At 64.8% G+C, this 25,015-nt stretch carries 23 protein-coding genes; 13 read left to right on the forward strand and 10 right to left on the reverse strand.

Going from position 1 to position 25,015, the window contains the following annotated elements; translation table 11 throughout:
* Positions 1 to 58 precede the first annotated feature (58 nt).
* The 3 genes from AC0NIH_RS04420 to AC0NIH_RS04430 are packed head-to-tail and all read right to left on the reverse strand — an operon-like array spanning position 59 to position 5,926.
* Positions 59 to 3,415 (reverse strand): error-prone DNA polymerase, encoded by a 3,357-nt coding sequence (locus tag AC0NIH_RS04420; RefSeq protein ID WP_473460740.1) that lies wholly within the window; start codon positions 3,413 to 3,415, stop codon positions 59 to 61.
* Positions 3,412 to 4,890, reverse strand: coding sequence for a DUF6504 family protein (locus AC0NIH_RS04425; protein ID WP_473460742.1), 1,479 nt, complete (start codon positions 4,888 to 4,890; stop codon positions 3,412 to 3,414). Before AC0NIH_RS04425 ends, AC0NIH_RS04420 begins: the two co-directional genes overlap by 4 nt.
* Positions 4,832 to 5,926: an ImuA family protein gene (locus AC0NIH_RS04430; RefSeq protein ID WP_473460744.1), complete on the reverse strand. Its 1,095-nt coding sequence runs from the start codon at positions 5,924 to 5,926 to the stop codon at positions 4,832 to 4,834. Before AC0NIH_RS04430 ends, AC0NIH_RS04425 begins: the two co-directional genes overlap by 59 nt.
* 182 nt (positions 5,927 to 6,108) lie before the next feature.
* Between AC0NIH_RS04430 and AC0NIH_RS04435 the strand changes: the two genes are divergently transcribed.
* Positions 6,109 to 6,531, forward strand: a complete 423-nt coding sequence (locus AC0NIH_RS04435; RefSeq protein ID WP_013892171.1) for a metallopeptidase family protein — start codon at positions 6,109 to 6,111, stop codon at positions 6,529 to 6,531.
* 112 nt (positions 6,532 to 6,643) lie between these two features.
* Here AC0NIH_RS04435 and AC0NIH_RS04440 read toward each other — a convergent pair whose 3' ends face one another.
* From AC0NIH_RS04440 to AC0NIH_RS04450, 3 genes are all read right to left on the reverse strand, one after another.
* Positions 6,644 to 6,931, reverse strand: a complete 288-nt coding sequence (locus AC0NIH_RS04440; protein WP_023769487.1) for a GIY-YIG nuclease family protein — start codon at positions 6,929 to 6,931, stop codon at positions 6,644 to 6,646.
* A 167-nt stretch (positions 6,932 to 7,098) separates the two neighbouring features.
* Positions 7,099 to 7,305 carry a DUF1737 domain-containing protein gene (locus tag AC0NIH_RS04445; protein WP_473460747.1) on the reverse strand — a complete coding sequence of 69 codons (207 nt, stop codon included), beginning with the start codon at positions 7,303 to 7,305 and terminating at the stop codon, positions 7,099 to 7,101.
* A 49-nt stretch (positions 7,306 to 7,354) separates the two neighbouring features.
* On the reverse strand, positions 7,355 to 8,227 hold the full coding sequence (locus tag AC0NIH_RS04450) for an HpcH/HpaI aldolase/citrate lyase family protein (RefSeq protein WP_473460749.1): 873 nt from the start codon (positions 8,225 to 8,227) through the stop codon (positions 7,355 to 7,357).
* A 446-nt stretch (positions 8,228 to 8,673) separates the two neighbouring features.
* Between AC0NIH_RS04450 and AC0NIH_RS04455 the strand changes: the two genes are divergently transcribed.
* The 4 genes from AC0NIH_RS04455 (at position 8,674) to AC0NIH_RS04470 (ending at position 13,747) form a co-directional block, all read left to right on the forward strand.
* Positions 8,674 to 10,218 carry a DUF4153 domain-containing protein gene (locus tag AC0NIH_RS04455; protein WP_473460751.1) on the forward strand — a complete coding sequence of 515 codons (1,545 nt, stop codon included), beginning with the start codon at positions 8,674 to 8,676 and terminating at the stop codon, positions 10,216 to 10,218.
* Between the two features lie 3 nt (positions 10,219 to 10,221).
* Positions 10,222 to 10,914 (forward strand): response regulator transcription factor, encoded by a 693-nt coding sequence (locus tag AC0NIH_RS04460; protein WP_473460753.1) that lies wholly within the window; start codon positions 10,222 to 10,224, stop codon positions 10,912 to 10,914.
* Complete coding sequence (locus tag AC0NIH_RS04465) at positions 10,905 to 12,506, forward strand: ATP-binding protein (protein WP_473460755.1); 1,602 nt, start codon at positions 10,905 to 10,907, stop codon at positions 12,504 to 12,506. Before AC0NIH_RS04460 ends, AC0NIH_RS04465 begins: the two co-directional genes overlap by 10 nt.
* Before the next feature lie 74 nt (positions 12,507 to 12,580).
* Complete coding sequence (locus tag AC0NIH_RS04470) at positions 12,581 to 13,747, forward strand: NAD(P)/FAD-dependent oxidoreductase (protein WP_473460757.1); 1,167 nt, start codon at positions 12,581 to 12,583, stop codon at positions 13,745 to 13,747.
* Positions 13,748 to 13,838: 91 nt separating this feature from the next.
* Here AC0NIH_RS04470 and AC0NIH_RS04475 read toward each other — a convergent pair whose 3' ends face one another.
* Positions 13,839 to 14,264 carry a GNAT family N-acetyltransferase gene (locus tag AC0NIH_RS04475; RefSeq protein ID WP_473460759.1) on the reverse strand — a complete coding sequence of 142 codons (426 nt, stop codon included), beginning with the start codon at positions 14,262 to 14,264 and terminating at the stop codon, positions 13,839 to 13,841.
* 159 nt (positions 14,265 to 14,423) lie between these two features.
* On the opposite strand from AC0NIH_RS04475, the gene leuD reads away from it, so the two are divergent.
* The 6 genes from leuD to AC0NIH_RS04505 all read left to right on the forward strand — a co-directional run bounded on the left by leuD (position 14,424) and on the right by AC0NIH_RS04505 (position 18,862).
* Complete coding sequence (gene leuD / locus AC0NIH_RS04480) at positions 14,424 to 15,029, forward strand: 3-isopropylmalate dehydratase small subunit (protein ID WP_473460761.1); 606 nt, start codon at positions 14,424 to 14,426, stop codon at positions 15,027 to 15,029.
* Positions 15,030 to 15,100: 71 nt separating this feature from the next.
* Entirely contained in the window at positions 15,101 to 16,030 is a 930-nt protein-coding gene (locus AC0NIH_RS04485; protein WP_473460763.1) for a hypothetical protein, read from the forward strand.
* A gap of 270 nt (positions 16,031 to 16,300) precedes the next feature.
* Positions 16,301 to 16,684: a RidA family protein gene (locus tag AC0NIH_RS04490; protein WP_473460765.1), complete on the forward strand. Its 384-nt coding sequence runs from the start codon at positions 16,301 to 16,303 to the stop codon at positions 16,682 to 16,684.
* A 118-nt stretch (positions 16,685 to 16,802) separates the two neighbouring features.
* On the forward strand, positions 16,803 to 17,153 hold the full coding sequence (locus AC0NIH_RS04495; protein ID WP_473460767.1) for a VOC family protein: 351 nt from the start codon (positions 16,803 to 16,805) through the stop codon (positions 17,151 to 17,153).
* Positions 17,154 to 17,269: 116 nt separating this feature from the next.
* Positions 17,270 to 18,373, forward strand: coding sequence for a 3-isopropylmalate dehydrogenase (gene leuB / locus AC0NIH_RS04500; RefSeq protein ID WP_473460769.1), 1,104 nt, complete (start codon positions 17,270 to 17,272; stop codon positions 18,371 to 18,373).
* A gap of 6 nt (positions 18,374 to 18,379) precedes the next feature.
* A complete protein-coding gene (locus tag AC0NIH_RS04505; RefSeq protein WP_023780809.1) occupies positions 18,380 to 18,862 on the forward strand; it encodes a GNAT family N-acetyltransferase in 483 nt (160 codons plus the stop codon).
* On the opposite strand, the gene AC0NIH_RS04510 is transcribed toward AC0NIH_RS04505, so the two are convergent.
* Entirely contained in the window at positions 18,852 to 19,556 is a 705-nt protein-coding gene (locus AC0NIH_RS04510; protein ID WP_023780810.1) for a DUF805 domain-containing protein, read from the reverse strand. The genes AC0NIH_RS04505 and AC0NIH_RS04510 overlap by 11 nt on opposite strands.
* A 140-nt stretch (positions 19,557 to 19,696) precedes the next feature.
* On the opposite strand from AC0NIH_RS04510, the gene AC0NIH_RS04515 reads away from it, so the two are divergent.
* Complete coding sequence (locus tag AC0NIH_RS04515; protein WP_473460772.1) at positions 19,697 to 21,115, forward strand: glycosyltransferase; 1,419 nt, start codon at positions 19,697 to 19,699, stop codon at positions 21,113 to 21,115.
* A gap of 82 nt (positions 21,116 to 21,197) precedes the next feature.
* Entirely contained in the window at positions 21,198 to 21,767 is a 570-nt protein-coding gene (locus AC0NIH_RS04520) for a DUF3291 domain-containing protein (protein WP_473460774.1), read from the forward strand.
* Positions 21,768 to 21,846: 79 nt separating this feature from the next.
* Here the strand turns inward: AC0NIH_RS04520 and AC0NIH_RS04525 are convergent, their stop codons facing one another.
* Together AC0NIH_RS04525 and AC0NIH_RS04530 are read right to left on the reverse strand one after the other, a co-directional pair.
* Positions 21,847 to 22,731: an AraC family transcriptional regulator gene (locus AC0NIH_RS04525; protein ID WP_031258834.1), complete on the reverse strand. Its 885-nt coding sequence runs from the start codon at positions 22,729 to 22,731 to the stop codon at positions 21,847 to 21,849.
* Between the two features lie 335 nt (positions 22,732 to 23,066).
* Complete coding sequence (locus AC0NIH_RS04530) at positions 23,067 to 24,929, reverse strand: DEAD/DEAH box helicase (RefSeq protein ID WP_023780815.1); 1,863 nt, start codon at positions 24,927 to 24,929, stop codon at positions 23,067 to 23,069.
* Positions 24,930 to 25,015: the final 86 nt, after the last annotated feature.

A 25,015-nucleotide genomic window follows, 5' to 3' on the forward strand; every position in this document is an offset into this window, starting at 1 on the left:
GACGTCAAGGTTGCCTCTCACTCCTGCTCCGCCGTGGGTAACGAAGGTGAGGCTGGGCCTACTGAAAATTGCGTCCCTTGGGCATGACCCTTTCCGCCTCTTCCGATAGCGTTGCGAGATCCTGCCCGACCGGTGCTTTGCGTATCGCGGGTTGGCTGGAGCGATCGGTTCCCTGCCTGGAGACGTGCCGCTGAGAAGCAGCGTCCGGCGCTCCCGCCTGGCTGACCTTCTCCAGCAGCACGGTCAGCCAGGGCGTCAGGTCCTCGATCTTCTCGGCGACGATGTGGACGACACCGGATTCCGATTGCAATTTGCCGCTGACCTTCACGAACCGCGCGCCCATGACGATGGGGCGGAAGCGGGTAAAGGTTCTCTCCCAGAAGATGACGTTGGCGACGGCCTTGTCGTCCTCCAGCGTCAGGAAGATCGCGTTGCCCTTGCCGGGGCGCTGGCGCACCAGCACGAGGCCGGCGACGGAGACCCGCCTGCCGTCGCGCACGGAAGAAAGGTTGGCATTGGGCGTGACGCCGGCGCGGTCGAGCCGTTCGCGCAGGAAGGCCACCGGATGCGCCTTGAGCGACAGGCCGAGCGAGCGGTAGTCGTGGATGACATGCTCGCCGAGCGGCATTTTCGGCAGCTTGGTCTCGGGTTCGAGTTCGCGCAGGCGCAGGGCCGGCTGGTCGAACAGCGGCAGCTTTTCGGCGGCACTCTTGCCGTCCAGCGCGCGCACCGCCCACAAGGCTTCACGGCGATCGAGGCCGAGCGAGCGGAAGGCATCGGCCTGCGCCAGCCGCTCGATCTCGTGGACATCGAGGCCGGAGCGCAGCCAGACGTCGCGGACGGACAAGTAGCCGGAGCTGCGTCGCGCGACGAACTGCTCCATGCGTTCCTTGGACAGTCCCTTGATCTGCCGGAAGCCAAGCCGCACGGCGTGGGCCGTCTCGATGACACCGCGCATTTCGGCATGGCGCGGCAGGATGCGGGCCGGGTCGAAAGGCGCTTCTTCCAGGGTGCAATCCCAGATGGAGAAATTGACGTCGACCTCGCGGATATCGACGCCGTGGTCGCGCGCGTCGCGGACAAGCTGGGCCGGCTGGTAGAAGCCCATCGGCTGCGAATTCAGGATCGCGGCGCAGAACACGTCGGGATAGAAGGTCTTGAACCAGCAAGAGGCATAGACGAGCAAGGCGAAGGAGGCGGCGTGGCTTTCGGGAAAGCCATATTCGCCAAAACCCTCGATCTGCTTGAAGCAGCGTTCGGCGAAGTCTTTCGTGTAGCCCTTGCCCATCATGCCGTCGATCATGCGCTGGCGGTAATTGCCGATTGTGCCGGTGCGTTTGAAGGTGGCCATGGCGCGGCGCAATTCGTCGGCCTCGCCCGGCCTGAAGCCGCCGGCGACGATGGCGATCTTCATCGCCTGTTCCTGGAACAACGGCACGCCCAGCGTCTTGCCGAGGATCTCTTTCAGCTCCGGCTTGGGATACTCTGCCTCCTCCTTGCCTTGGCGGCGGCGCAGATAGGGGTGGACCATGTCGCCCTGGATCGGGCCGGGCCGCACGATCGCCACCTCGATGACCAGGTCGTAGAAATTCTGTGGCCTGAGCCTGGGCAGCATCGACATCTGGGCGCGCGATTCGATCTGGAAGACGCCGATCGTGTCGGCGCGGCAGATCATTTTGTAGACCTGCTTGTCCTCCGGCGGCAGCGTGGCCAGCACATAGGGTTGCCCATACGGATCCCGCGCCTTCGGATAGTGCTCCGTAAGCAAGGTGAAGGCGCGTTGCAGGCAGGTCAGCATGCCGAGCGCCAGGATGTCCACCTTGAGGATCTTCACCGCGTCGAGATCGTCCTTGTCCCATTCGACCATCTTGCGCTCGTCCATCGCCGTCTTGATGATCGGCACGATCTCATCGAGCCGGTCCCGGGTGATGACGAAACCGCCGACATGCTGGGAGAGGTGGCGGGGAAAGCCCATGATCTCGTTGGCGCGTTCCATCACGTGCCTCGACACGGGGTCGGTCCTGTCAAGGCCGCCGGCGCGGGCTTCCTTCTCGCCAAGCTCGGAGGTCGACCAGCCCCAGATCGAGCCGGACAGAGACGCCCTGACATCCTCGGACAGGCCCATCGCCTTCGACACTTCGCGCAGCGCCGAGCGGCCGCGATAGCTGATGACGGCGGCGGCCAGCGCGGTGCGCTTGGAGCTGTATTTCTCGTAGATGTACTGGATGACGGTCTCGCGCTTTTCATGCTCGAAATCGACGTCGATGTCGGGCGGCTCGTTCCTCTCCTCGGAAATGAAGCGTTCGAACAGCGTATCGATCTTGTCCGGCCCGACTTCTGTGATGCCGATGCAGAAGCAGACGATCGAATTGGCGGCCGAACCACGGCCCTGGCACAGTATGTCCTGGCTGCGGGCGTATTTGACGATGTCGTGGACGGTGAGGAAATAGCGGGCGTAGTTGAGGCGCTCGATGAGAGCGAGTTCTTCCCCGATGCGCTTGATCACGAAGGCAGGCACTCCGGCCGGGTAGCGCCTGGCGGCTCCCTCCCGCGCCAGTCTCTCAAGCTCCGCCTGTGGGCCGAGACCGGATTCCGTCGGCTCGTCGGGGTAGTTGTACTGGAGGTCGCTGAGCGAGAAGGTCAGCTCTTCCGCGAACCGCAAGGTCTCGGCCAGCGCCTGCGGATGCCGGCGGAACAGGCGGGCCATCTCCAGCGGCGGCTTCAAATGGCGCTCGGCATTGGCGGTGAGCTGCAGCCCAACCTCGGCGACCGGCGTGTTGAGGCGGATCGCGGTCAGCACGTCCTGCAGCGGCCGCCGCTCGGCGGTGTGGTAGAGAACGTCGTTGGTCGCCATCAGCGGGATGCCGGCACTCTCTGCAAGCGCGGCTGCCTGCTCGATGCGGAAACGGTCATTGCCGGCATAATCGGGCGAGACGCCCAGTCGCAGGGCTTTACCGAAACGGTCCTTGAACCGGCGGATGAGGGCGAGACTGTTTTCAGCGCCCGCCACCGGATCAGGCAGCACCGCCAGCGACATCAGGTCTCCCCATTCGAGCAGGTCGCCGCGCTGAAGCAACGTTGCGCCCTTTTCGGTTTCGTCACGCAGGTTGGCTTGCGTCAGCATGCGGCACAGATGCCCCCAGCCCGTGCGGTCCCTGGGATAGGCGAGAATGTCCGGCGTGCCGTCGCAGAAGACCAGCCGGCAGCCGGGATGATAGGAAAGCTTTTCGACCTTGGCCTGCTGCCAGGCGCGTACCACGCCGGCCACCGTGTTGCGGTCGGCAAGGCCAATCGCGGAGAAGCCCAGCAGCTTGGCCGCGACCACCAGCTCTTCCGGCTTGGAAGCGCCGCGCAGGAAGGAGAAATTCGACTGGATGCCGAACTCGGCATAGGGGATGGCGGTCAGCGCGTTCATGCGAAGATCCCGTGCATGAACCAGCGCGGCGGGATCTGCGAGGCGCCGCCGTAAAGCCCTTGCCGGTAGAGCCAGTAGCGGCGGCCGTCGGCATCCTCGATGCGGAAATAGTCGCGTGTCGATGCCGCGGCGTCGCTTGGCGCCTCGCGCCACCATTCGGCGGCGATGCGTTCCGGTCCCTCCGCACGCGTGACCCGGTAGAGTGCGCGCCGCCAGCGGAAATTCAGCGGCGGTCCCTCAGGCATTTCGGTGGCCGGCACCTCGATCGGCTCGGGCGCGCGGAACAGCCGGATCGGCCGCTCCGGCGGGAAGATGGTCATCGGCGCCTGCAACCGGTCCGGCTTCCTTGGCGGCGTGGTCCGGCGCGGGGCCTCGGTGAAGGGGATGGTCGCGACAGCGCGTTCCGGCAGATGGCTTTCCACAGCGACCGGCTGCAGGACAGCACCTTCGCCGAGCCGGGCGCGAATGCGGTCGGCGAACAGCGCGATGTCGGCGCCGTCGTCGTTCACCTCGCCGGTCAGATCGGCCTGTTGCATGTCGAAGGCGGCGGCCGCCAGCACGGAAAGCCGCACCAGGTCGAAACCATAGCCGGCATCGATATGCTGCTCGAGCGCGGCCAGCCTTTCATGGAAGAGTTTCTGGATCAGCCGGGGATCGCGCATCGGCCGCGAGGTGCCGAGCGCAATGCGGCTGACGGCGCCGTCGACGCGAAAGAGCAGCAGTGCCAGCGTCCGGGCACCCTCGCCGCGGCGCTCGAGATCGGCCTTCAAGGTCGTCGCCAGCATGCCCACCAGCCGCTCGATCTCCTCGGTCAGGGTGACGGGCTCGGCGAGGTGGCGCTCGACCGAAAGCGGCGCGATGGGAAGGCGCGGCGAGACCGCCTCGTCGAGGCGGCCAAGCGCCTGGTCGAGGCGCAAAAGCAGCGAGCCGCCGAAGCGGCGGGCAAGCGGGGCGCGCGGTGCCGCCATGACGGCGCCCGCCGTGCGCAGGCCTACGCTTTCCAGGCTGGTGCGGGTTTCCGGCGCTATGCGCAGTGCGGCCAGCGGCAAGGGCGCGAGCAGGGCCTCCTCCTCGCCTGACACGACGATGCGGTCGCCGCAAAAGCGCGCCGCCGCCCAGGCCGCGCCCGGTGTCGCGGCAAGCCCGGCACGGACGGCAAAACCCTGATGGAAGAAGCGCGACAGGATGTCGTCCAGCATGGCGCGTTCGCCGCCGAACAGGTGGGTGCAGCCAGTGACGTCGAGAAACAGCCCATCGGTGCCGTCGATCGCCACCAGCGGGGTGTAGCGGTCGCACCAGTCGGCAAGGCCTTCGAGCAGGCGCCGGTCGGCCTCGGGATCGGCCTCGACGATGTCGATCGACGGGTACATGGCGCGCGCGTCGGCAATGCCCATGTCGCGTTTCAGGTGCAGCGCCTCAGCCCGCTCGTCGAGGGCCGAGATACGCTGTGCGTTCCCTTGGCGGTGGCTGATCACGAGCGGCGGGTGAAATGGCGTCAGGTGATCCGAAGGCCGGGAACGCCAGGACCGCCCCAGACGCTGGCGCAGGATTCTTTCCACCGCCAGATAGGGAAACCACAGGGACAGGATCCTTTGCCCGGTCTCTTTCGCGCCTTCTTTCGTCGCCCGCTCTTTCATCGAATCCGCGTTCATCGGGGTTCCACTCCAGTGTGAATTGTCCAGGCAGGGCCGTGCGGCTCTTGCCGATGGTGATGGTGAAGGCCGGGCGGCCGATCGAACCGGCGAGCGGCCCGGCGACCGTGGCGCGCGGCGCCGCCGGCGCCGGCGCGACGATGAGGCGGACGGGCGCCGCCGTCGGCTCGGGCCCGGCCGCCTGCCGCAACAGGAACACCGGCCGGCCGGCACTCATCGCCCGCGCATGCAGCCGGCGCGTCGCGGTCAGGTCCAGCCGCTGCGGGTTGCCGCGAATTTCCAGGATGACAGCAGCGAGCGCCGTCATCCGGGCGGCCTCCTCGGCGACCCACAGCGCATCGACAAGCCTGGGCGCCTCGGAAAACAGCAATTGCTCCGGCTCGATGCCGAACGAAGCGTGCAGTCCCCTGGCATAGGGAAAGCCGGCCTCGCGGAAGATTTCCGTGGTGCCGATCCATAAGATGGGCAGCCCCCGCGCCTGCTTGAGGATCAGGCTGGTGAGCGACAGGGCGAAACCGGCGACGGCCCCGGCGTCGCGGGTTTCCAGGCCATGGATTTCGCTGAGCGCGGCTTTCGGCAGGCCGCCGCTCAGGGCAGCATCAAGGCGGTCGACGCCGATCGGCAGGAAGGCATCCGGCGCCGCCGCGGCAAGGCCGCGGCGGATGATCGTGAGATCAAGGCTGGAGGTGGGATCGGCATTGGTTGCGAGATCAATGCTAGAGGCAAGATCGGGGCTGGCGCCAGCACCAAGGGGCGCGGCGGCCGGCGCCTGCAGGCGCTCGGGCAGCGTTCCCTCGATCTTCGCAATCTGGCGGCGCAGGGCAAAAACAGTCTCCCGCGCCACGGCGGTCATCGCCATGACGGTCAGCTTCCACTCACAATTGTTCCCGTTATGTTCTAATAGATTCCAGAGGCGGTCCGAAGAGTCAAGCAGAGTCACAAGGAATTTATTCCTGGCTATCTGCAAGCGCGGGGCGCACCGGCCGCATCGTTTGCCGATTCCGGTGCGAAAGCCTATATGCCGGGATCAAAGGACAAAGCATGGCTCGCATCTACAAAACCCGCACCTGGCACGGCGAACTTGCGCCCTCGATGGAGGAGTTGGAGTTCCTGGCGCTGGAGGCCTACGCCCATCTGCCGGAGGAGTTTCGCAAGCTGACCGGCGAGATCGTCATCCAGATCGCCGAATTCCCGACCGACGAGATCATGGACGATTTGTCGCTGGAAACACCATTCGACCTGCTCGGCCTGTTCGAGGGACGCGGCATCGCCGAACGCTGGAACCCGCAGACCGGCGAAGGCCCGAACCGCATCACGCTCTATCGCCGCGCCATGCTCGACTACTGGGCCGAAAACGAGGAAACGCTAGGCGACATCATCACCCACGTGCTGATCCACGAGATCGGCCACCATTTCGGCCTGTCGGACGACGATATGGAGCGGATCGAAGAGGCTGCCGAGTAGGACCACCTTCGTCATCCTAGGGCGGAGCAAGGAGCGAAGCGACGCGGCGCAGACCCTAGGATCCATGCCGTGCCGGTGGTGCAGTGCTCCGGCGGCGCAAGAAACAGCGAACCTACCAGCCTGTTCCACGAAAGAGTTCGAACCACTCGGGATTGGCCTTTTCGATCAGCTCGATCTTCCATTGGCGCGGCCAGCGCTTCAGCGACTTTTCGCGCTGGATGGCGTCTGCGATGTCGAAAAATTCTTCGTACCAGACAAGGCGTTGCACGCCGTAACGACCGGTGAAGCCTGAGCCTTGGCCAGACTTGTGCTCGGGTACGCGGCGACCGAGATCGTTGGTGACGCCGATGTAGATCGTGCCGCGCTTTTGGCTCGCGGTCATGTAGACGTAGCCGGTCATGGTCGAAGGGTAGCCCGTGTCAGTGGGCGTGCAAGCGCCATTTCTGCTCCGCCACACTCTACGACCAATGTCACGGCATGGATCCTAGGGTCTGCGCCGCGTCGCTTCGCTCCTTGCTACGCCCTAGGATGACGAAGAGAGAGAAGGGCCTCGCCGCTTGGCAAAATCTACCAGTCGCTGAGCTTGGTATCCGGCCCATATTCCTGGCCCTCGACGTCCTTCACCACGGCCTGGCCGCAGCGCATGGTCTTGGCCTTCTTGTCAAAGGCGTAGGTCGGCGAGCCGAACAGGTGCCAGCCCTTGTTCAGCGCCGCCGTCACCTTGTGGCAGAAGCTGGCATCGTCGGGGGCCGTCAGAAAGCGATAGAGTTTCATTTTCCAGTCCTGTCGTGAATACCCATAGCCCGCGAGCATAGGGCCGATATCATGCGCCGATGGCGGCGGCCTTCGCCAGCAGTTTTTCAGCCTGCGTCAGGTGCAGCCGCTCGACCATCCTGCCATTCAGCGCGATCACGGCCTTGCCGGCATTTTCGGCGAGCGAGAAGGCGTCCTTCACCGCGCGCGCCTCGGCCACCGCTTGCGTTGACGGCACGAAGGCGCGGTTGGCGGCTTCGATCTGGGCCGGGTGGATGAGGGTCTTGCCGTCGAACCCCATGGCGGCGGATTCCGTGCATTCGCGGGTGAAAGCGTCGAGGTCACGAAAATCATTGGCGACGCCGTCGAGCATGTCGAGGCCGCCGGCGCGCGCGGCCAACACCATCTGCATCAGCCAGGGCACGAGGTAGCGGCGATCGGGTATCGCCAGCACGCCGGTGTCCTTGACCAGGTCATTCGTTCCGGCAACGAGACAATCAAGGCGTGAGGCCGGATCGCGGCCAAGTTCGGCGATCGCGCCGATGTTGAGCAGCGCTTTGGGCGTCTCGATCATCGCCCACAGTTTTACGCTATCGGGGGCAAAAATGTCGTCGAGCATATCGCCGGCCTCGAGCAGGTCGCGCGGCGCATCGACCTTGGGCAAGAGAATGCCGTCGGGTTCGCAGCTTGCGGCGGCCAGCAGGTCATCGGCGCCCCATTCGCTGGACAGCGCATTGATGCGGACGATCATCTCGCAGCGGCGATCGGCATCGGCGAAGATCTTCGCCAACTTCCCGCGCGCGGCGATCTTGTCGGCCGGCGACGAGGCATCCTCCAGGTCGATGATGACGGCATCGCACGAAAGCTGCGCGATCTTGGCCAGCGCCTTGTCATTGGAGGCCGGGACGTAGAGCACCGAACGGCGCGGGCGATAGATATCCATGTCCGATCTATGCCGCGTGTGGCTGGTGGAGGCAAGCGCGCAGGGCAGCGTTTCACCCTCCCCCTTGTGAGGAGGGTCGCTGCGAAGCAGCGGGGTGGGGGTGCGGCGCCAGACCCCACCCGGACCTTCGGTCCGACCTCCCCACAAGGGGGAGGTAGAAGCCGCCCTCCTCGTCCCTGCACGAAAACTGCACGCGACTGCGGGAAACCTCCTTGCATCCGCCGCACGGTTTCCCCGTCGGTCTGCGAGACAGGCGGCATGCAAAAGCGAGCAACTCCCCGTCTGCCCTACCGGTTGCGCAGTGAGTGCTGGTGGCTGGCCGATCCGCCACGGGCGGGTCCCACCGCCATGCTCATTCCCTTTGTCCGCAAGAGCCCGCCGCCAATGCGGCCGGATGCGATCAGGCCAGAAGCTGCCAGGCCAGATGCTGCCAGGAAGGTCGGTTCATGACGTCGTTCTTCACAGCGGCACCAAGCTATTGCAGCCGCTTCGGCATTGCCGTGCTGCTGGTCGTGCTGGCGGATTTCCTGTTCTACCGCCAGCCAGTCGGCATCACGGTTTTGCTGTTCGCCATCCTGATCGCCGCCGCGGTCGTGGCCGTGCATCCCGCGGCCTTCAGCGATAGCAGAGTCTGGCTGAAGCCCGCCGCGCTGCTGGTCGCGCTGCTCCCGCTCGCCGAAAATGCCAGCGCCTTGTCCGTCTCGATCGCGCTTGCGGCCCTTGTCGTGTTCGCGCTTTCGCTGAGCGGGCGCCTGCGGCACGGCCCCACCCGCATTGCCCGGCAGATCGCCCTGTTTTGGCTAACGGCGCCGTTTCGGTTCGTTGGCGATTTCATCCGCTGGCGCGGGACAGCGCGCCGGTTCGGCCGGCGCCGCGTCCGGCTGGCGGCGATCGCCGTCTGGGTGATGCCGTTGACGCTGGGCGCCGTCTTCCTGGCGCTGTTCGGCGCCGCCAATCCGGTCATCGGCTACTGGCTGTCGCTGATCGACCTTCTGAAGCTGCTCGATCTCATCCAGCTGGCGCGCATTGCCTTCTGGCTGCTCGTGCTCGCCGGCGTCTGGGCCTTTTTGCGGCCACGCCTGCCGCGATTTCGTCGGCGCGCCTCCCGGCAAAACCATGTCCCGGCTGCTCAACCGGCGACCAATCCGCAAGTTCACGTCATCGAGGATATCGTTTTCGGCAAGGCGGCCATCCTGCGCGCGCTGATCGTCTTCAACGTGCTGTTCGCGCTGCAGACCGGGCTCGACGCCACCTATCTGTGGGGCGGGGTGGGCCTTCCCGACGGCCTAAGCTACGCCGCCTATGCGCATCGCGGCGCCTATCCGCTTGTTGCCACCGCGCTGCTTGCCGCCGGATTCGTCCTGGTAGCGCTCAGGCCCGGCAGCGCGACCTCGGCCGATCCGGTCGTTCGCCGGCTGGTCTATGCCTGGGTGGCGCAGAACATCATGCTGGTGATCTCGTCGATCCTGCGGCTCGATCTCTATGTCGGCATCTATGCGCTGACCTACTGGCGTATCGGGGCTTTCGTCTGGATGGGGCTGGTGGCGGCGGGCCTTGCGCTGATCATCGCCCGCATCGCACTGCAAAAATCCAACGAATGGCTGTTCTCCGCCAATCTTCTGACGTTATCCCTGGCGCTTTATGGCTGTTGCTTCATCAACTTCGCGGCAACGATCGCCAATTACAATGTCGACCATTCCCTTGAAATGACCGGCCAGGGCATTCCCCTCGACGCCTGGTATCTGCGCTCGCTCGGCCCGGGCGCGTTTCCGGCGCTCGACCGGTTCTTCGATCACCAGGACAAGACGCCTGCCGCCGGCGCTGTCCGCGAGCTGGAGCGTGTGCGCGACAGCGACGAAAGCTGGTATCGCAGCGTCCAGAACAACTGGCGGGCCTGGAGCTTTCGAGACTGGCGCCTGCTGCGCGATCTCGACAGCAAGGGGTCGCTCGTGCTTCCTCAGCCCTCGCAACCTACCGCGCCGGACCGCTGATCCATGCCGCATCACATCCTCGTCGCCGACGATGACCCGCATATCCGCGAGGTGATTTGCTTCGCCCTGGAAAAGGCCGGCATGAAGACGGCTGCCGTTTCCGACGGCGCGGCCGCCCTGCAGGCGATCGAACGGCACACACCTGACCTGGTCGTGCTCGACATCGGCATGCCGGAGATGGACGGGCTGGAGGTCTGCCGGCGGCTCAGGCACACATCCGATGTGCCGGTGCTGTTCCTGTCGGCGCGAGACGAGGAGATCGACCGCATCCTCGGTCTCGAAATGGGCGGCGACGATTATGTAACGAAGCCGTTTTCCCCGCGCGAGCTGGTCGCCCGCGTCAACGTCATCCTGCGGCGCGCCCGGCCGATGGCGCCCGAACCGGCCGACGACAGGCAGTTCGCGCATGGCAAGCTTATTCTGGTGCCGGCCAGCCACGGCGCCGCCTTCGATGGCAAGCCGCTGTCGCTGACGGGTATAGAATTCTCGATCCTGAAAGGGTTTCTGGCGCGGCCGGCGCATGTGCTCGACCGCGACGCGGTGATGGCCAATGCCTATGCCGGCAAGGTCCATGTCGCCGATCGCACCGTCGACAGCCATATCCGCAACATCCGCGCCAAGCTGGCGGCGGCGGGTTGCCTTGATGCCATCGAGACGGTGCACGGCGTCGGCTTCCGGCTCGGCCGATGCGGCTGACCAGTTCGCGCAAATGGATCGGCCGCAAATGGCGGCCACGGCTTGCCACCGTCGTCGTCGCTATCCTGGTCATGGTGATGGCGCTGCCGCTGGTCGGCCTGTTCTTCTTCCGCCTCTACGAGAACCAGCTGATCCGCCAGACCGAGGCGGAACTGATCGCGCAAGGTGCGGCCATCGCCGCCATCTACGCGCAGGACGTTCGCGACGCCGGCATCGCGCCGGAAAAGCTTGGCGCGCCGACACCTGGGGCAAATGGGATCTCAAGCCGAAGCAACAATCCCGACGGCCCCTACCGGCCGATCGAGCCGCGCCTCGATCTCGCCTCGGATTATGTGCTTCCGACCCGGCCGGCGGCGACGCCCGCAATCGCCGATCCCGCCTTCGCCGCGATCGGAACGCGCCTGTCCGGCATTCTCGACGCCACGCAGAAAACCACGCTGGCCGGTTTCCGGCTGCTCGACCCCCGGGGCGTCGTCATTGCCGGGCGCGGCGAGGTCGGGCAGTCGCTCGGCGAGGTCGAGGAGGTGCGCACCGCGCTCGGTGGCCGCTATGCCAGCGCGCTCCGGCTGCGCATTCCCGACCAGCCGACGCCGCCCCTCTATTCGGTCAGTCGCGGCACCAAGGTGCGTGTCTTCGTCGCTTTGCCGGTGGCCGTCGACGGCAAGGTCGCCGGCGTGGTCTATGTGTCGCGGACGCCCAACAACATCGTCAAGCATCTCTATGGCGAGCGCGGCAAGGTGACCCTGGCGGCGATCGCCATCCTCGGTGGCACGCTGCTCATCGGCCTGGTCTTCCTGCGCACCGTCAGCCGGCCGATCTATGCGCTGATCGACCGCACCGAGCGCATCGCCGCGGGTGACCGCGACGCGATCCGGCCGCTCGACCACCACGGCACATACGAGATGGCCGAGCTTTCTGCAGCCTTCCTCGACATGGCTGAAAAGCTGCAGGCGCGATCGGACTCGATCCAGACTTTCGCCACCCATGTCTCGCACGAGCTCAAATCGCCGCTGACGGCGATCCAGGGCGCGGCCGAGCTGCTGCGCGATTCCGGCTCGGCGATGGACGATGCCGAGCGCCGGCGCTTTTCCGACAATATCGTCACCGATGCCGGTCGGCTCAACCTGCTGGTGCGGCGGCTGCTCGACCTGGCACGGGCGGAAAACCTCGCGCCCAGCGGCCAAAGCACCTCGATCGATGCAGCGCTCGCCCTGCTCCCGGTCGACACCAGGCTGGCGGTTCGCGTCGAGGCCGGCGGCGACCTGGCCTTGCGCATATCGGCGGAGAACGCGGCGATCGTGCTGGGCAATCTCATCGACAATTCGGCCCGGCACGGCGCGACACAGGTTTCGATCATCGCTGCAAGCGCCGGCGGCAAGGCGACGGTGCTGGTCGGCGATGATGGCGCCGGCATTTCGCCGAGCAACCGGGCACGCATCTTCGAACCGTTCTTCACCACGCGGCGCTCTACCGGCGGCACCGGCATGGGCCTCGGCATCGTGCTGGCCCTCCTGAAAGCGCATGATGGCATGATCCGGCTGGTTGACAGCGAGCCCGGCACGCGCTTCGAGATCATTCTGCCGGTAGTATGAGAGTGAGCATGATCTTTCCGAAAACCGGCGGCCACTTTTCGGGATCATGCTCTAGGCTTGGAGAGGCATAAAGCGTGCGCTACGACATCGTCATCATCGGCGGGGCCATCGTCGGGTCCTCCATCGCCTATTACCTGCGCGAGGAAGGGTTTTCCGGCTCGATCGCGCTGATCGAGCGCGATCCGCAATTCGCGCAGGCGGCAACGACGCTGTCCATGGCCTCTATCCGGCAGCAATTCTCGATCCCGGAAAACATCCGGCTGTCGCAGTTCACGCTGAAACTGTTCCGGCGGCTGAAGGAAGAGTTCGGCACCGATGCGGATATCGGTTTCCGCGAGGGCGGTTATCTCATCCTTGCCGGGGAAGCCGGGCTGCCGATCCTGAAGGCCAATCACGAGGCGCAGATCGCCGAGGGCGCCGACATCGTGTTGGAGGACGCCGAGCAGCTGACGCGGCGCTTCGCCTGGCTGTCGACCGAAGGCATTTCCGCCGGCGCCTATGGCCGCACCGGCGAAGGTTGGTTCGATGCGCATGCGATGCTGACGCTGTTCCGCAAGGCGTTGCGCGACAAGAAGATCGATTTCATCACCGCCGATGTCACCGGCATCGCGCGCGACGGCAACCGCGTCACCGGCGTCAGCCTCGACAATGGCCAGGCGCTGGAAGCCGGCATCGTCGTCAACGCCGCCGGGCCGAATGCCGGCAAGGTCGCGGCTCTTGCGCGGCTCGAGCTGCCGGTCGAGCCGCGCAAGCGCAACGTCTTCGTTTTCGAGGCGCGCGAGAAATATGCCGACATGCCGCTGCTGGTCGATCCCTCCGGCATTTATGTGCGCCCGGAAGGCTCGGTCTACCTCACCGGCGGCGCCGAACCCGAAGAGGGCGACGGCCCGGCCGCGCCCGGCGATTTCGAGGTCGACTGGCCGCTGTTCGAAGAGGTGATCTGGCCGGTGCTGGCGACCCGCATTCCGGCCTTCGAGGCGATCAAGGCGACCCGCGCCTGGGCCGGCCACTACGACTACAACACGCTCGACCAGAACGCGGTGATCGGCCCGCATCCCGAGGTCGGGAATTTCATCTTCGCCAATGGGTTTTCGGGTCACGGGCTGCAGCAGGCGCCGGCGGTCGGCAAGGCGCTGGCTGAACTCATCGTGCATGGCAGTTACCGGACGGTGGATTGCGCGGCGTTCGGCTATGGCCGGGTTGCAGAAGGAAGGGCGTTCCGGGAATTGAACGTGATTTGACGCCGGCAGACCAGGAGGGGCGCGCGAAGGACCGCTGCGCAGCGTTTTTTAATTCTGTAGCCCTGCCAGCCAGTAGCCACTGGAGAAAAAGTCAGCCCCTCCGGCCGAACCAGAAGGCATCGGGCATGCGCTTCATGCCGATGCGCTCGTAGAAGCCGAAGGCGTCGGGCATCGAAATCAGGCTGATGGCGACGGAGGGGCCGAGCTGCCGCCGTGCCTCGTCCATCAGGCCCTTGCCGATGCCGAGACCCTGCGCCGATCGGGAGACGGCGAGCTCCGATATGTAACAGACCCAGGAGAAATCGGTGACGGCCCTGACGACGCCGATCAGCGGCTTGCCCTCCACGTCGAGACGAGCGGTCAGCACCAGGTTGGCGCCTGAAAGCATCGCCTGCAGGCGCGCGTCGTCATCGACGGGCCGCGTCTCGCCGAGGCCGGATTCCACCAGCACACGGCGGAATTCGGCGATGTCGAGCGCTGCTTCGCGCGCGTACAGGACGAGGGGGTTTTGAGCCATGTCCGCCAGACTGCATCATCGGGCGGCCAATTCGAAGCTGTTTTTTGCGCGGCCGGCGTGTGGCTTCCTCATATAAACGATTGCCTTTTATTTGCCCGCGGCTTTGTGTAAACCGTGCCTCAGCAAATTCCCCCCGCAACGAAAAAACGGGCCAAAGCCATGGAAAAATTCACCAAGCTCACCGGCGTCGCCGCGCCGATGCCGATCGTCAATGTCGACACCGACATGATCATCCCGAAGGATTATCTCAAGACGATCAAGCGCACCGGGCTTGGCACCGGCCTATTCGCCGAAATGCGCTACAAGGACGACGGTTCGGAAAATCCGGATTTCGTGCTCAACAAGCCGGCCTACCGCAAAGCGCAGATCCTGGTCGCCGGCGACAATTTCGGTTGCGGCTCGTCGCGCGAGCACGCGCCGTGGGCGCTGCTCGATTTCGGCATCCGTTGCGTCATCTCGACCTCGTTCGCCGATATCTTCTACAACAACTGCTTCAAGAACGGCGTGCTGCCGATCACCGTCAGCCCCGAGGATCTCGAGAAGCTGATGGACGATGCCTCGCGCGGCTCCAACGCCACGCTGTCGGTCGATCTCGAAGCCAAGGAAATCCGTGGCCCGGACGGCGGCGTGGTCAGCTTCGACCTCGACGACTTCAAGCGCCACTGCCTCTTGAACGGCCTCGACGATATCGGCCTGACCATGGAGAAGGCCGGCGCCATCGCCTCGTTCGAGAAGAAGAACGCCGAACAGCGCCCCTGGGCCTGAGCGGTACTCTGCTGGAGATATAACCCGGCCGCTCAGGCCGGGGTTGCGGCGACTGAAGGGGAGGAACAGTCATGGCGCGTTCGCTTCTTGCCGGCGTTTGCGGGCTGGCATGGGTGCTGATGCCGGTGGCTGGTGCGCATGCACAGACCGACACGGTGCTCGTGCCGGCTGGCGATGCATCCAGCGGGGCCACCGACCCGGGCGCGTCGAGCAATGCCGCCCTAGCCGACGATGACAACCAGGGCCCGATACCCTTCGAGGGCGGCCAGTTGACCATCACGCATCCGGAGCAGGATGGCGAGAAGGTGCTCGCCTATGACGGCAAGCAGCTGGCCAGCAACTACGACGTCTTCTTCGACAAGGTCGTCGAGGTCGGCGGCGTCAAGGTGGCGCTGTTCGATGTCGGCGATGGCGGCAATCAGTGCGGGCCGGCGACGGTGATCGTCTGGAAGCCGGAAGGCGAGACCATCCAGAGCACGACGGTCGAACAGGACGAGTGCGGCGCGCCGCCCTCGGCGGTGTCGGACAACGCCATCTATTTCGTGCCCTATCTGTTGCCGGGCGATCAGAAGCCGGCTTTGCAATGGTCGCCGACGGACGGGTTGACGATTTCGGGCAATCTGACCTACATGCCTGAGCCCGGCACCGACTGGAAAGACATCGATCCGGAAAAGTACCAGAACATCATCGACGCCTTCCACAACGAGGCCGTCTACAAGCAAGCCGAGACGCTGCTCGGCAAGGACATGCCCGACGTGGCGACCAGCCTGCTGGTCGGCGGCGGCACGGAAAAGACCGCGTCCGGCGCCTTCTACGCCAGCGGCTGCGTGCCGCATGATTGCGGCGGCAATGACGGCTTCATGGCCGTCGACCCGGCCCAGCACAAGCTCTACTTCGCCCGCCGCGGCGACAATGGCCAGCCGAACACCTGGCCTGACGCGAAGACCTGGCCGGCCGATGTGAAGGCGGCGCTGGACAAGGCGCTGGGCGAAGCGAATTAGAACGGGCTCCTGCTGTGAGGCCGCGATCCTTCGCGCCCCCCTCTGTCCTGCCGGACATCTCCCCCTCAAGGGGGGAGATTGGCTGTTTCGGCGCTCCGCTCATTCCTGCAATAATTTGGCGAAAGCCGGGACGACTGCAATCTCCCCCCTTGAGGGGGAGATGCCTGGCAAGGCAGAGGGGGGCGCTGTCCCGCCGACATCAACCGCTTTGGCCCATGGTCACCCCAGCCCTTTCCCTGCAAAATGCCACTAACATCCGCAAGGCCTTCCATGCGCAAACTCATCTCCACCGGTTCGCCGTTCGAAAAAACCGCCGGCTATTCGCGCGCGGTGGTGCAGGGCGACTGGTGCTTCGTGTCCGGCACGACCGGCTATGACTATGCCACCATGACGATGCCCGACAGCGTCGAGGCGCAGACGCGCAATTGCCTGGCGACGATCGGCAAGGCGCTGGAGGACGGCGGTTTTGAAATGGCCGATGTGGTGCGGGCGCACTACTACATCACCGACCAGGCTTTCGTGGACGTGGTGTTCCCGATCCTGGGCGAGACGTTCGGCGACATCCGGCCGGCGGCGACGATGATCGTCTGCCAGCTGAACAAGCCGGAGATGAAGATCGAGATCGAGGTGACGGCGCTGCGGCGCTCGGCCTAGAGCACTTCACCGTTTCACGAAACGGCGAACCGCTCTATCTCTTTGTTTTGACGCAATTCCGGACGGAAAACCGTTCACACTTTTCCTGGAATTGCTCCAGGTAGTTGAGGCCAAGGCCATGAAGGTCCGGCGCATGGTCGCCAATATCGCTACGCAAGACATCGCGGCGGCGAAGCGCTTCTATCAGGACGTGCTCGGCCTCGACGTCCTGATGGACCTTGGCTGGATCGCCACCTACGGTTCCGAGGCGGAGATGCAGGTGCAGGTCTCCTTCATGGCCCAAGGCGGCTCCGGCACGCCGGTGCCGGATCTCTCGATCGAGGTCGACGATGTCGAGGCGGCGCTCGAAGGCATGAAGACGGCAGGCTTTGCCATCGAATACGGGCCGGCCGACGAGCCCTGGGGCGTGCGCCGCTTCTATGTGCGCGATCCGTTCGGCCGGCTGGTGAATATTCTCTCGCATCGGTAGGCGGCCACAGGACCTCTTCGGACGCTCGTGGGAAGGATCTCGGCGCTCGTCCCCTTGCGTCGCAAGCGCTTGGCGTTTAGCAAAGCGCCGGTTCAAATCTTTCTGGGACGGTTTTCATGGCAACGAAGCATCTTTTCCTGCTCCCCGGTGACGGCATCGGCCCCGAGGCCATGGCCGAGGTCAAGAAACTGATCGCGGCCATGAATGAAAAGCTCGGCAGCGACTTCGCCACCGACGAAGGCCTGGTCGGCGGCTGCGCCTATGATGCGCATGGTGCCGCGATTTCGGATGCCGACATGGCAAAGGCTATGGCGGCGGATGCGGTGCTGTTCGGCGCCGTCGGCGGGCCGAAATGGGATGCCGTGCCCTACGAGGTGCGCCCCGAGGCCGGCCTGCTGCGGCTGCGCAAGGACATGGAGCTGTTCGCCAACCTGCGCCCGGCCATCTGCTATCCGGCGCTGGCCGCTTCCTCCTCGCTGAAGCAGGAAGTGGTCGAAGGCCTCGACATCCTGATCGTGCGCGAATTGACCGGCGGCGTCTATTTCGGCGAGCCCAAGCAGATCATCGACCTTGGCAACGGCCAGAAGCGCGGCATCGACACCCAGGTCTACGACACGTTCGAGATCGAACGCATTTCGGGCGTCGCCTTCGAGCTGGCACGGACGCGCAAGAACCACGTTACCTCGATGGAAAAGCGCAACGTCATGAAGTCGGGCGTGCTGTGGAACGAGGTTGTCACCCAGACGCACAAGGCTAGATATTCCGACGTCAAGCTCGACCACATGCTGGCCGATGCCGGCGGCATGCAGCTGGTGCGCTGGCCCAAGCAGTTCGACGTCATCGTCACCGACAATCTGTTCGGCGACATGCTGTCCGACATCGCAGCCATGCTGACCGGCTCGATCGGCATGCTGCCGTCGGCCTCACTCGGTGCGCCCGACGCCAAGACCAAGAAGCGCAAGGCGCTCTACGAGCCGGTGCATGGCTCGGCGCCGGACATTGCCGGCAAGGGCATCGCCAACCCGATCGCCATGATCGCTTCCTTCGCCATGTGCCTGCGCTATTCCTTCGGCATGGTCGATGAAGCCGACAGGCTGGAAGGCGCGATCGCCGCCGTGCTCGACCAGGGCCTGCGCACAAAGGATATCTTCTCGCCCGGCATGACCGAGGTTGGGACGGTCGAGATGGGCGACGCGATTATCGCCAAATTCCTGGGCTGATCCACCATGGCGGTCGCCGTCCGTTGGGCGACGACTGGCGACGCCAGCGCACTTGCCCCCATGCTGTGTGCGATGGCGGTGCACTATAAGCAATCGCCGCTCGACCCGGACCGGGCCCTGTCGGCGGCGCGCAAATGGCTTGGCGAGGAAAGCCCGGCCTATCCGCACTTCGCGCTCGCCTTCGTCGACGGAGAGGTCGGCGGGCTGGCGTCGGTGGCGATCGCGCATCCGGGTATCGATCTCGAGCGGCTGCTGTTCCTCAAGGATCTGTTCGTGCTGGACGGAACCCGGGGCGGCGGTGTCGGCCGAGCGCTGATCGGCTTTCTCGCCGGCCATTGCATGCGCGAAGGCATCGGCCGCATCGACCTGACCACCGAGGACTGGAACGAGGGTGCGCTGCGTTTCTACGACCGGCTTGGCGCCGAGCGCCACGGCCAGAAGATCTTCCTCAGATTGTCTGGCGCCGCCTTGAAGAAGATCAAACCCTGACGCCCGCCGGCACCGGTCCCCACTGGTTTTCGCGCCCCTGCGTCGGGATCAGGGCGAAGACCAGGATGATCAGGCTGCCGAAGGTCGGGATGAGGATCAGCAGGCAGAGCCAGCCGGTCAGGCCGAGGTCGTGCAGGCGGCGCACGATCATGCCGAGGCTAGGCAGAAAGGTGGCCAGCAGGAACATGCCTAAAAGCCCGATCGTCATCGCGGGCATCTCGGAGCTGTCGAAATTGCCCATTTCGATATCGGCGAAGATGCCGATGCCGCCGATGATCAGCAGGCAAACCGTCCAAAACAGGCAATAGCCCCAATATTCCTTGCGGCGGGCGCGGCCGGCAAAATTGAAGTAGTTCTGGGTCACGCCCCGCCAGAAATAACCCCAGAGGTCGCTGGGTTCGGCCGGCTCGGAGGAGCGGCCGAAATGCCGTGCCTGCGATGGGGCGGCTGCGGGTGCCGCACCAGCTTGAGCCGGTGCGGCGCTCAAAGCGGCGTCGGCAACCGGGCTCGCAGCGGCGATCGAAAAAACATCGCGCGCCTGGCCGCCGCCCGGTTGGAACTCGACCACCGTCCCCTTGGTCATTGCGGTTTGCCGGCGCAGGTTCTCGCGGGTGAAGGTGTAGCGGTTACCGTCGGCTCCGGTGATGAAGCCGAAGCCCTGGTCCTCGTCATAGTGAAGAACTTCGCCGCGCATGCGCCACCCCTGTCGCCAATGTCCCTGCCAAGGTGTCGCATGGGGCCGCGCCCATGGGCAAGCCATGCGCCATGGCTACCATATCAGCGGCAAATGAAGCATAAGGCGTCAGAAGCAGCCATCCTCGCCCAAAGCAGACAATGACAGCCGAGTGCCCTGATGCCAGTGTCGCGACGCAAGCCGGCGAGGCCGAGAGGCCTGCCCCCTCTGTATTGGCGATCGACGCCACCGGCCTGATGCTCTGGCCACCCGGCAAGGGGCTGGCCGGCATCCCGCGGGTGGAAAGCTTTCTCGTCAACGCGGCGCTGGCCGATCCCGACCCTTGCGTGGAGGTGGTCGCGTTCAGGTCTGGGGACGGCCGGTTCGGACCACTCGCACCCTATGAACAAGACCATGTCGCGGCAGGCGAGATTTCACCGCATCATGTCACACGGTGGCCAGGAAGGCGCGCTGCGCTGTCGCAGGCCTTCGAGGCCGTGAGGCAATATCCATCGGGGAGGCGCGAGACGGATCGCCATCTGGCCAAGGCGGTGACCAATGGTCGTAAGGGGATCGTCTACCAGGCGACCCGGCTGCTTATCCGCGCCTATCGTCTCTACCGGCGGACCAGGGTCCGCCTAAGCCAGCTGACTCCACCCCTGCCGGTCGAGGTTGAACGCGGCCTCGTGCTGATCAGCCATCACATCCTGACCAAGGAAGACCGGTCCGCCGTCTCCGGCGACGCCGGCAAGCTTGCCTTCCTCTGCCACGATATCATCCCGGCGTTGCGTCCCGATTTGCTTGGAGCGGGCACTGGTGAACGCCGCTTCGGGTCTTATATCGAACACCTCGTGCGCCAAGGCGCGCCGGCGTTCTGCGCTTCCGACGCGGTCGGCGTCACGCTGACCGATCACATGCGCAAGGCCGGCATCGCCGCGCCGGTCGTATACCGGTTCCCGATGCCCTCGATCCTGCACGAGACGGCATCGCGCATGGGCGCGACGTCGCGCACCGAGACCGGCGAGCCATTCGTGATCTACTGCTCGACCATCGAAGTGCGCAAAAACCACATCCTGCTGGCGCGGATCTGGCAACAGGCGCTGGAAGAAGGGGTCAAGCTGCCAAGGCTTGTCTGCGTCGGGCGCTGGGGCTGGATGATCGAGCCGCTGCGCGCTTATCTCAAGGCGCATGCCGAACTGCTCCGGTCGATCACGTTCACCGGGCTGGTCAGCGACGAGCAGCTCATCCAATATTATCGCAGCGCCACCTTTGGCGTTTTTCCCTCGCATATCGAAGGCTGGGGCTATGGCGCTTCGGAATGCCTCGATTTCGGCGTCCCGGTCATCGTGTCGATGGCGCCGTCGCTGATCGAAGCGACCGGCGGGCTGATGCCGGCGATCGATTCCAATGACCAAGCCGGCTGGTATGCGGCCATCCGCAGGATAACGGAGGATCACGCCTGGCGCTCGTCGCTGGCCGAGCGCATCGCCAAGCAGCACCGCCCGACGCCTGCATCGGCAAGCTGGGCCGCCATCAAGGCCGGTCTGCATGCGTCGGTCTCCCGGGCTTCGAACGCCTGACCGAACCGGCCGGTTTCGATCCGTTACTGGCCTGGAACAATGGAGAAAAATGAGTGCAACAGGGCTGTTTGGCGGAGGTAAAATGAAGAGCAAAAGACTTGCCCTGTACACTTTCGGCATATTCCGTGCTCCAGCCAGTGATCCCGTGAACCAGGGTTTTCATGACCGCAACGATCGCAATTTTCTGATTGCCGAAACGAGCGAGGGATTCATCGCAAGGTCGGGCTATGAGGAGGAACCTGGTCCGGAAAGCTGGGGCACGCAAGTTTTTCCGCGCTTCTATAGTGAACGTGGAGACGGTTGGTCGCCATCGACGTTGTCGCTGTGGAAAGACCTGGCATCGCCGATGGCATTCTCCTATGAGGGAATTCATAGGGAGGCGATGAGGCACGGACGAGAATGGTTTCTCAAACCCGCCTGCCCGCCCTATGTGCTGTGGTGGGTCGAGCGGGATTATACGCCCACCTGGACGGAAGCCGTGGTCCGACACGAATTTCTCCACGACCACAAGGCCAGCGCTTTTGCCTTCGATTTCAAGACATGTTTCGATGAAGACGGCTGCTCGACGACAGTCGACAGCCAGGTGGTCAAGCAAAACATGCGCTTGAATGACGAACGCCAGCAGCAAATGATCCAGACCGTGAACTCGTAATGCGGAATGGCCGAGATGGGAGTGACAGCCGCCTGTCCGTTTCTTGCCATCGGAAGGGACAGGCCGCTGCCCTGCCGAGCTATTTCAGAGGCAGAAAGAGTTCAACGACCACTTCGCGTAGCGGCCCCTCCGGGAAGTGGGACAGATGTCGTTGGCAATAGATTGGAAAGTCGCGTGCTTCCTCGCCGCTGGCAGGAAGCCACTCACGATAAAGGTAAAGTGCTGCGGGCTCGAGATTGTTGGTATTGCCGGGGTAGCGCAGCACCGCACAGCGTCCGCCCGGGATCACGCCAGCCTTCATCTGCGCGTCATTCGCCTCGATCGGTTGGTCGGTCCCGGCACAAATGTCCATGCTGTAGTCAGCCGGGACCGCAGGCTCTCTTTCGGAACGGAAGACGTTGAAGGTCGGGCTTGTCTCGGGCGACAAGCCCGCGGCCTTACGCCAGGCGATGAAACGCTGGATGGTGTCCTGGAGCGTCGCCCGGTCTCCGCGATGCTCCATGATCGCCACCGGCGTCGGGGGCACATCGCGGATCGTCACGTCGCCGTGATCAAAAATTATCTGCATGAGTGTGTTCCTTGCTTTTTCGAGGGGCCCGAAGGCCATGAGCCACGACCCCCAGTCGGGAGACTTCCGGAACGACGAGGGCGATTGTCCGAACCGTTGCCGAAAGGCGCGGGCGAAGGCATCCGGCGCGTCATAACCGGCATCCATCGCGATATCGGTGACGCTTTGGGCGTCACTTTCGGCAAGCCTGTATGAAGCGCGCTTCATGCGGGCGAGCTGGACATAGCGATGCACGGACAACCCGAAGGTGGACGTGAACTGCCGATGGAAATGGTATTTCGAGAACGCCGCGACACCGCTCAACGCCTCCAGGCCCAGATCGTCATCCAGATGCTGGTCGATGTGGTCCAGCACCCGCTGCATTCGGGCTTGGTAGTTTTCAAGTGCTGCCTTCAACGCTCTTCCTCCGTGGCGACACCAACTAGGCCTTTCCGGATATGTCGCGCTCGACCGATCTTGCGATTTTGGCATGGATCAACAGGGGCCTGGACACCATGGCGCGATCTGCCAGCGCGCGACGGCCCGGGCACGATCAGCCACAATCGCTTTGTGCGCTGCTGAAAGGCGGAGGCCGCATGATGGATGCCATCGCGGCAGCACAAGGCGGCGACATCCAAATGATCGACAGCGCGAGTGCAGTTCACCGTTTCACGGAAACGGCAACCCACTCTATCTCTTGGCTTTGATGCGATTGCGGACGGGAACCCGTTTCACACTTTTCGCCATCATGCTCAAACTGGCCGCTTCTTCGCCTTCTTGTGCTTCGGCGGGCCGGCATTGTCGAATTTCGGCTTGCCCGGCTTCTTCGCCCACGGCTTTGCCTCATGCGCGGCGGCGGGGCGTTCGGCTGCCGGGGCACGTTTCTCGAACTTGTGCTTCGGTGCGTTGGGGTCGAACGGCGCCTTGCCGCGATGCGGTTTCTTGTCGGGGCTTGGCGGCTGGTAGCCGGCCCGCGACAGGTCCGGCGTGCCGTCCAGCCGCTTGACCACGATGTTGCCCTGGAGTTTGCGGTCGGGACCGATCGCCGTCAGGAAACGATCGGCCCAGTCGGCGGCGATCTGCACGAAGGTTTCTTCCGGCTGCATCTTGATGGCGCCGATCTCGCGCTTCGAGATGCTGCCGGTGCGGCACAGCATCGGGATCAGCCAGCGCGGCTCGGCATTCTGCCGGCGTCCGATCGACAGCGAAAACCAGACGCTGGCGCCGAAATCGTCGCGCCGGCTGGGTGCCTCGTCGCGGCGCGCGAAACCTTCGCCCGCCGGTCTTTCACGCGAGGGCGTGAACGGCGCGACATCCATGAGATCCTCGGGCGCGGAGCGGCTGGCGCGGCACTGGCGCACGAAGGCGGCGGCCACCTGCTCGGCGCCATGCTGGCTCAGAAGCGCGTCGATGAAGGCGCGCTCGTCGTCCTTGACCGGCTCGTCGAAGACCGGATCGGCAAGGATGCGCTCGTCGTCGCGCCGGATCACGTCGTCGGCCGATGGCGGGCTTGCCCATGTCGCGGTCAGCTTGGCGCTCTGCAGCAGGCGTTCGGTGCGCCGGCGGGCGCTGTTGGGCACGATCAGCGCGCTGACGCCCTTGCGCCCGGCGCGCCCGGTGCGGCCGCTGCGGTGCAGCAGCGTTTCCGGGTTGGTCGGCAGGTCGGCGTGGATGACCAGTTCGAGATTGGGCAGGTCGATGCCGCGCGCCGCGACGTCGGTGGCGATGCACACCTTGGCACGGCCGTCGCGCATCGCCTGCAGCGCATGGCTGCGCTCGTTCTGGCTGAGCTCGCCGGACAGCGCCACGACCGAAAAGTTGCGGTTGTTGAAGCGGGCGGTGAGATGATTGACGGCGGCACGCGTGTTGCAGAACACCAGCGCGTTCTTCGCCTCATAAAAACGCAGCACGTTGATGATGGCGTTCTCGCGGTCAGCCGGGGCGACGCTGAGCGCCCGGTATTCGATGTCGAGATGCTGTTTTTCCTCGCCGGCGGCCGAGATGCGCACGGCATCGCGCTGATAGCCCTGGGCGAGCGTGGCGATCGAGCGCGGCACGGTGGCCGAGAACATCAGCGTGCGGCGCTCGGCGGGTGCTGCGTCGAGGATGAATTCGAGATCCTCGCGAAAACCGAGATCGAGCATCTCGTCGGCCTCGTCGAGCACGACGGCTTTCAGCGCCGACATGTCGAGCGAGTTTCGGGTTATGTGGTCGCGCAGCCGGCCGGGCGTGCCGACGACGATGTGGGCGCCGCGCTCCAGCGCGCGCCGCTCGGTGCGCATGTCCATGCCGCCGACGCAGGACGCCACCGTGGCGCCGGTCAGCTCGTAAAGCCATTCGAGTTCGCGCGTCACCTGCAGCGCCAGTTCGCGCGTTGGCGCCACCGCCAGCGCCAATGGCGCTGTGGCTGGGGCAAAGCGTTCCGCACCGTCGAGCAGCGTCGGCGCCATGGCAAGGCCGAAGGCGACGGTCTTGCCGGAGCCGGTCTGCGCCGAGACCAGCGCATCGGCCTGGCCGAGCTCCAGGACGGCCTTCTGCACCGGCGTCAGGTCGGAATAGCCGCGTTTTTCCAGCGCCTTTGCCAGCGCGGGAACAAGTGCTTCGAAGTTGGACATCTTACTCTTTCGGAATTCGAGGTTCTGCGCTCATCATGGGAGCACGAGCCGGGGCCGGCATCGCCAGCCAAACAATCTTGGCCGTT

The sequence above is a fragment of the Mesorhizobium sp. WSM1386 genome (assembly GCF_055901595.1).

Coding starts and splice junctions, on each gene's coding strand:
- AC0NIH_RS04455 (WP_473460751.1), top strand. CDS start 8,674: ATGACGTCGTTCTTCACAGCGGCACCAAGCTATTGCAGCCGCTTCGGC.
- leuB (WP_473460769.1), top strand. CDS start 17,270: ATGGCAACGAAGCATCTTTTCCTGCTCCCCGGTGACGGCATCGGCCCC.
- AC0NIH_RS04495 (WP_473460767.1), top strand. CDS start 16,803: ATGAAGGTCCGGCGCATGGTCGCCAATATCGCTACGCAAGACATCGCG.
- AC0NIH_RS04515 (WP_473460772.1), top strand. CDS start 19,697: ATGACAGCCGAGTGCCCTGATGCCAGTGTCGCGACGCAAGCCGGCGAG.
- AC0NIH_RS04445 (WP_473460747.1), bottom strand. CDS start 7,305: ATGAAACTCTATCGCTTTCTGACGGCCCCCGACGATGCCAGCTTCTGC.
- AC0NIH_RS04490 (WP_473460765.1), top strand. CDS start 16,301: ATGCGCAAACTCATCTCCACCGGTTCGCCGTTCGAAAAAACCGCCGGC.
- AC0NIH_RS04420 (WP_473460740.1), bottom strand. CDS start 3,415: ATGAACGCGCTGACCGCCATCCCCTATGCCGAGTTCGGCATCCAGTCG.
- AC0NIH_RS04485 (WP_473460763.1), top strand. CDS start 15,101: ATGGCGCGTTCGCTTCTTGCCGGCGTTTGCGGGCTGGCATGGGTGCTG.
- AC0NIH_RS04505 (WP_023780809.1), top strand. CDS start 18,380: ATGGCGGTCGCCGTCCGTTGGGCGACGACTGGCGACGCCAGCGCACTT.
- AC0NIH_RS04450 (WP_473460749.1), bottom strand. CDS start 8,227: ATGGATATCTATCGCCCGCGCCGTTCGGTGCTCTACGTCCCGGCCTCC.
- AC0NIH_RS04475 (WP_473460759.1), bottom strand. CDS start 14,264: ATGGCTCAAAACCCCCTCGTCCTGTACGCGCGCGAAGCAGCGCTCGAC.
- AC0NIH_RS04460 (WP_473460753.1), top strand. CDS start 10,222: ATGCCGCATCACATCCTCGTCGCCGACGATGACCCGCATATCCGCGAG.
- AC0NIH_RS04440 (WP_023769487.1), bottom strand. CDS start 6,931: ATGACCGGCTACGTCTACATGACCGCGAGCCAAAAGCGCGGCACGATC.
- AC0NIH_RS04435 (WP_013892171.1), top strand. CDS start 6,109: ATGGCTCGCATCTACAAAACCCGCACCTGGCACGGCGAACTTGCGCCC.
- AC0NIH_RS04510 (WP_023780810.1), bottom strand. CDS start 19,556: ATGCGCGGCGAAGTTCTTCACTATGACGAGGACCAGGGCTTCGGCTTC.
- AC0NIH_RS04465 (WP_473460755.1), top strand. CDS start 10,905: ATGCGGCTGACCAGTTCGCGCAAATGGATCGGCCGCAAATGGCGGCCA.
- leuD (WP_473460761.1), top strand. CDS start 14,424: ATGGAAAAATTCACCAAGCTCACCGGCGTCGCCGCGCCGATGCCGATC.
- AC0NIH_RS04430 (WP_473460744.1), bottom strand. CDS start 5,926: ATGGCGATGACCGCCGTGGCGCGGGAGACTGTTTTTGCCCTGCGCCGC.
- AC0NIH_RS04520 (WP_473460774.1), top strand. CDS start 21,198: ATGAAGAGCAAAAGACTTGCCCTGTACACTTTCGGCATATTCCGTGCT.
- AC0NIH_RS04530 (WP_023780815.1), bottom strand. CDS start 24,929: ATGTCCAACTTCGAAGCACTTGTTCCCGCGCTGGCAAAGGCGCTGGAA.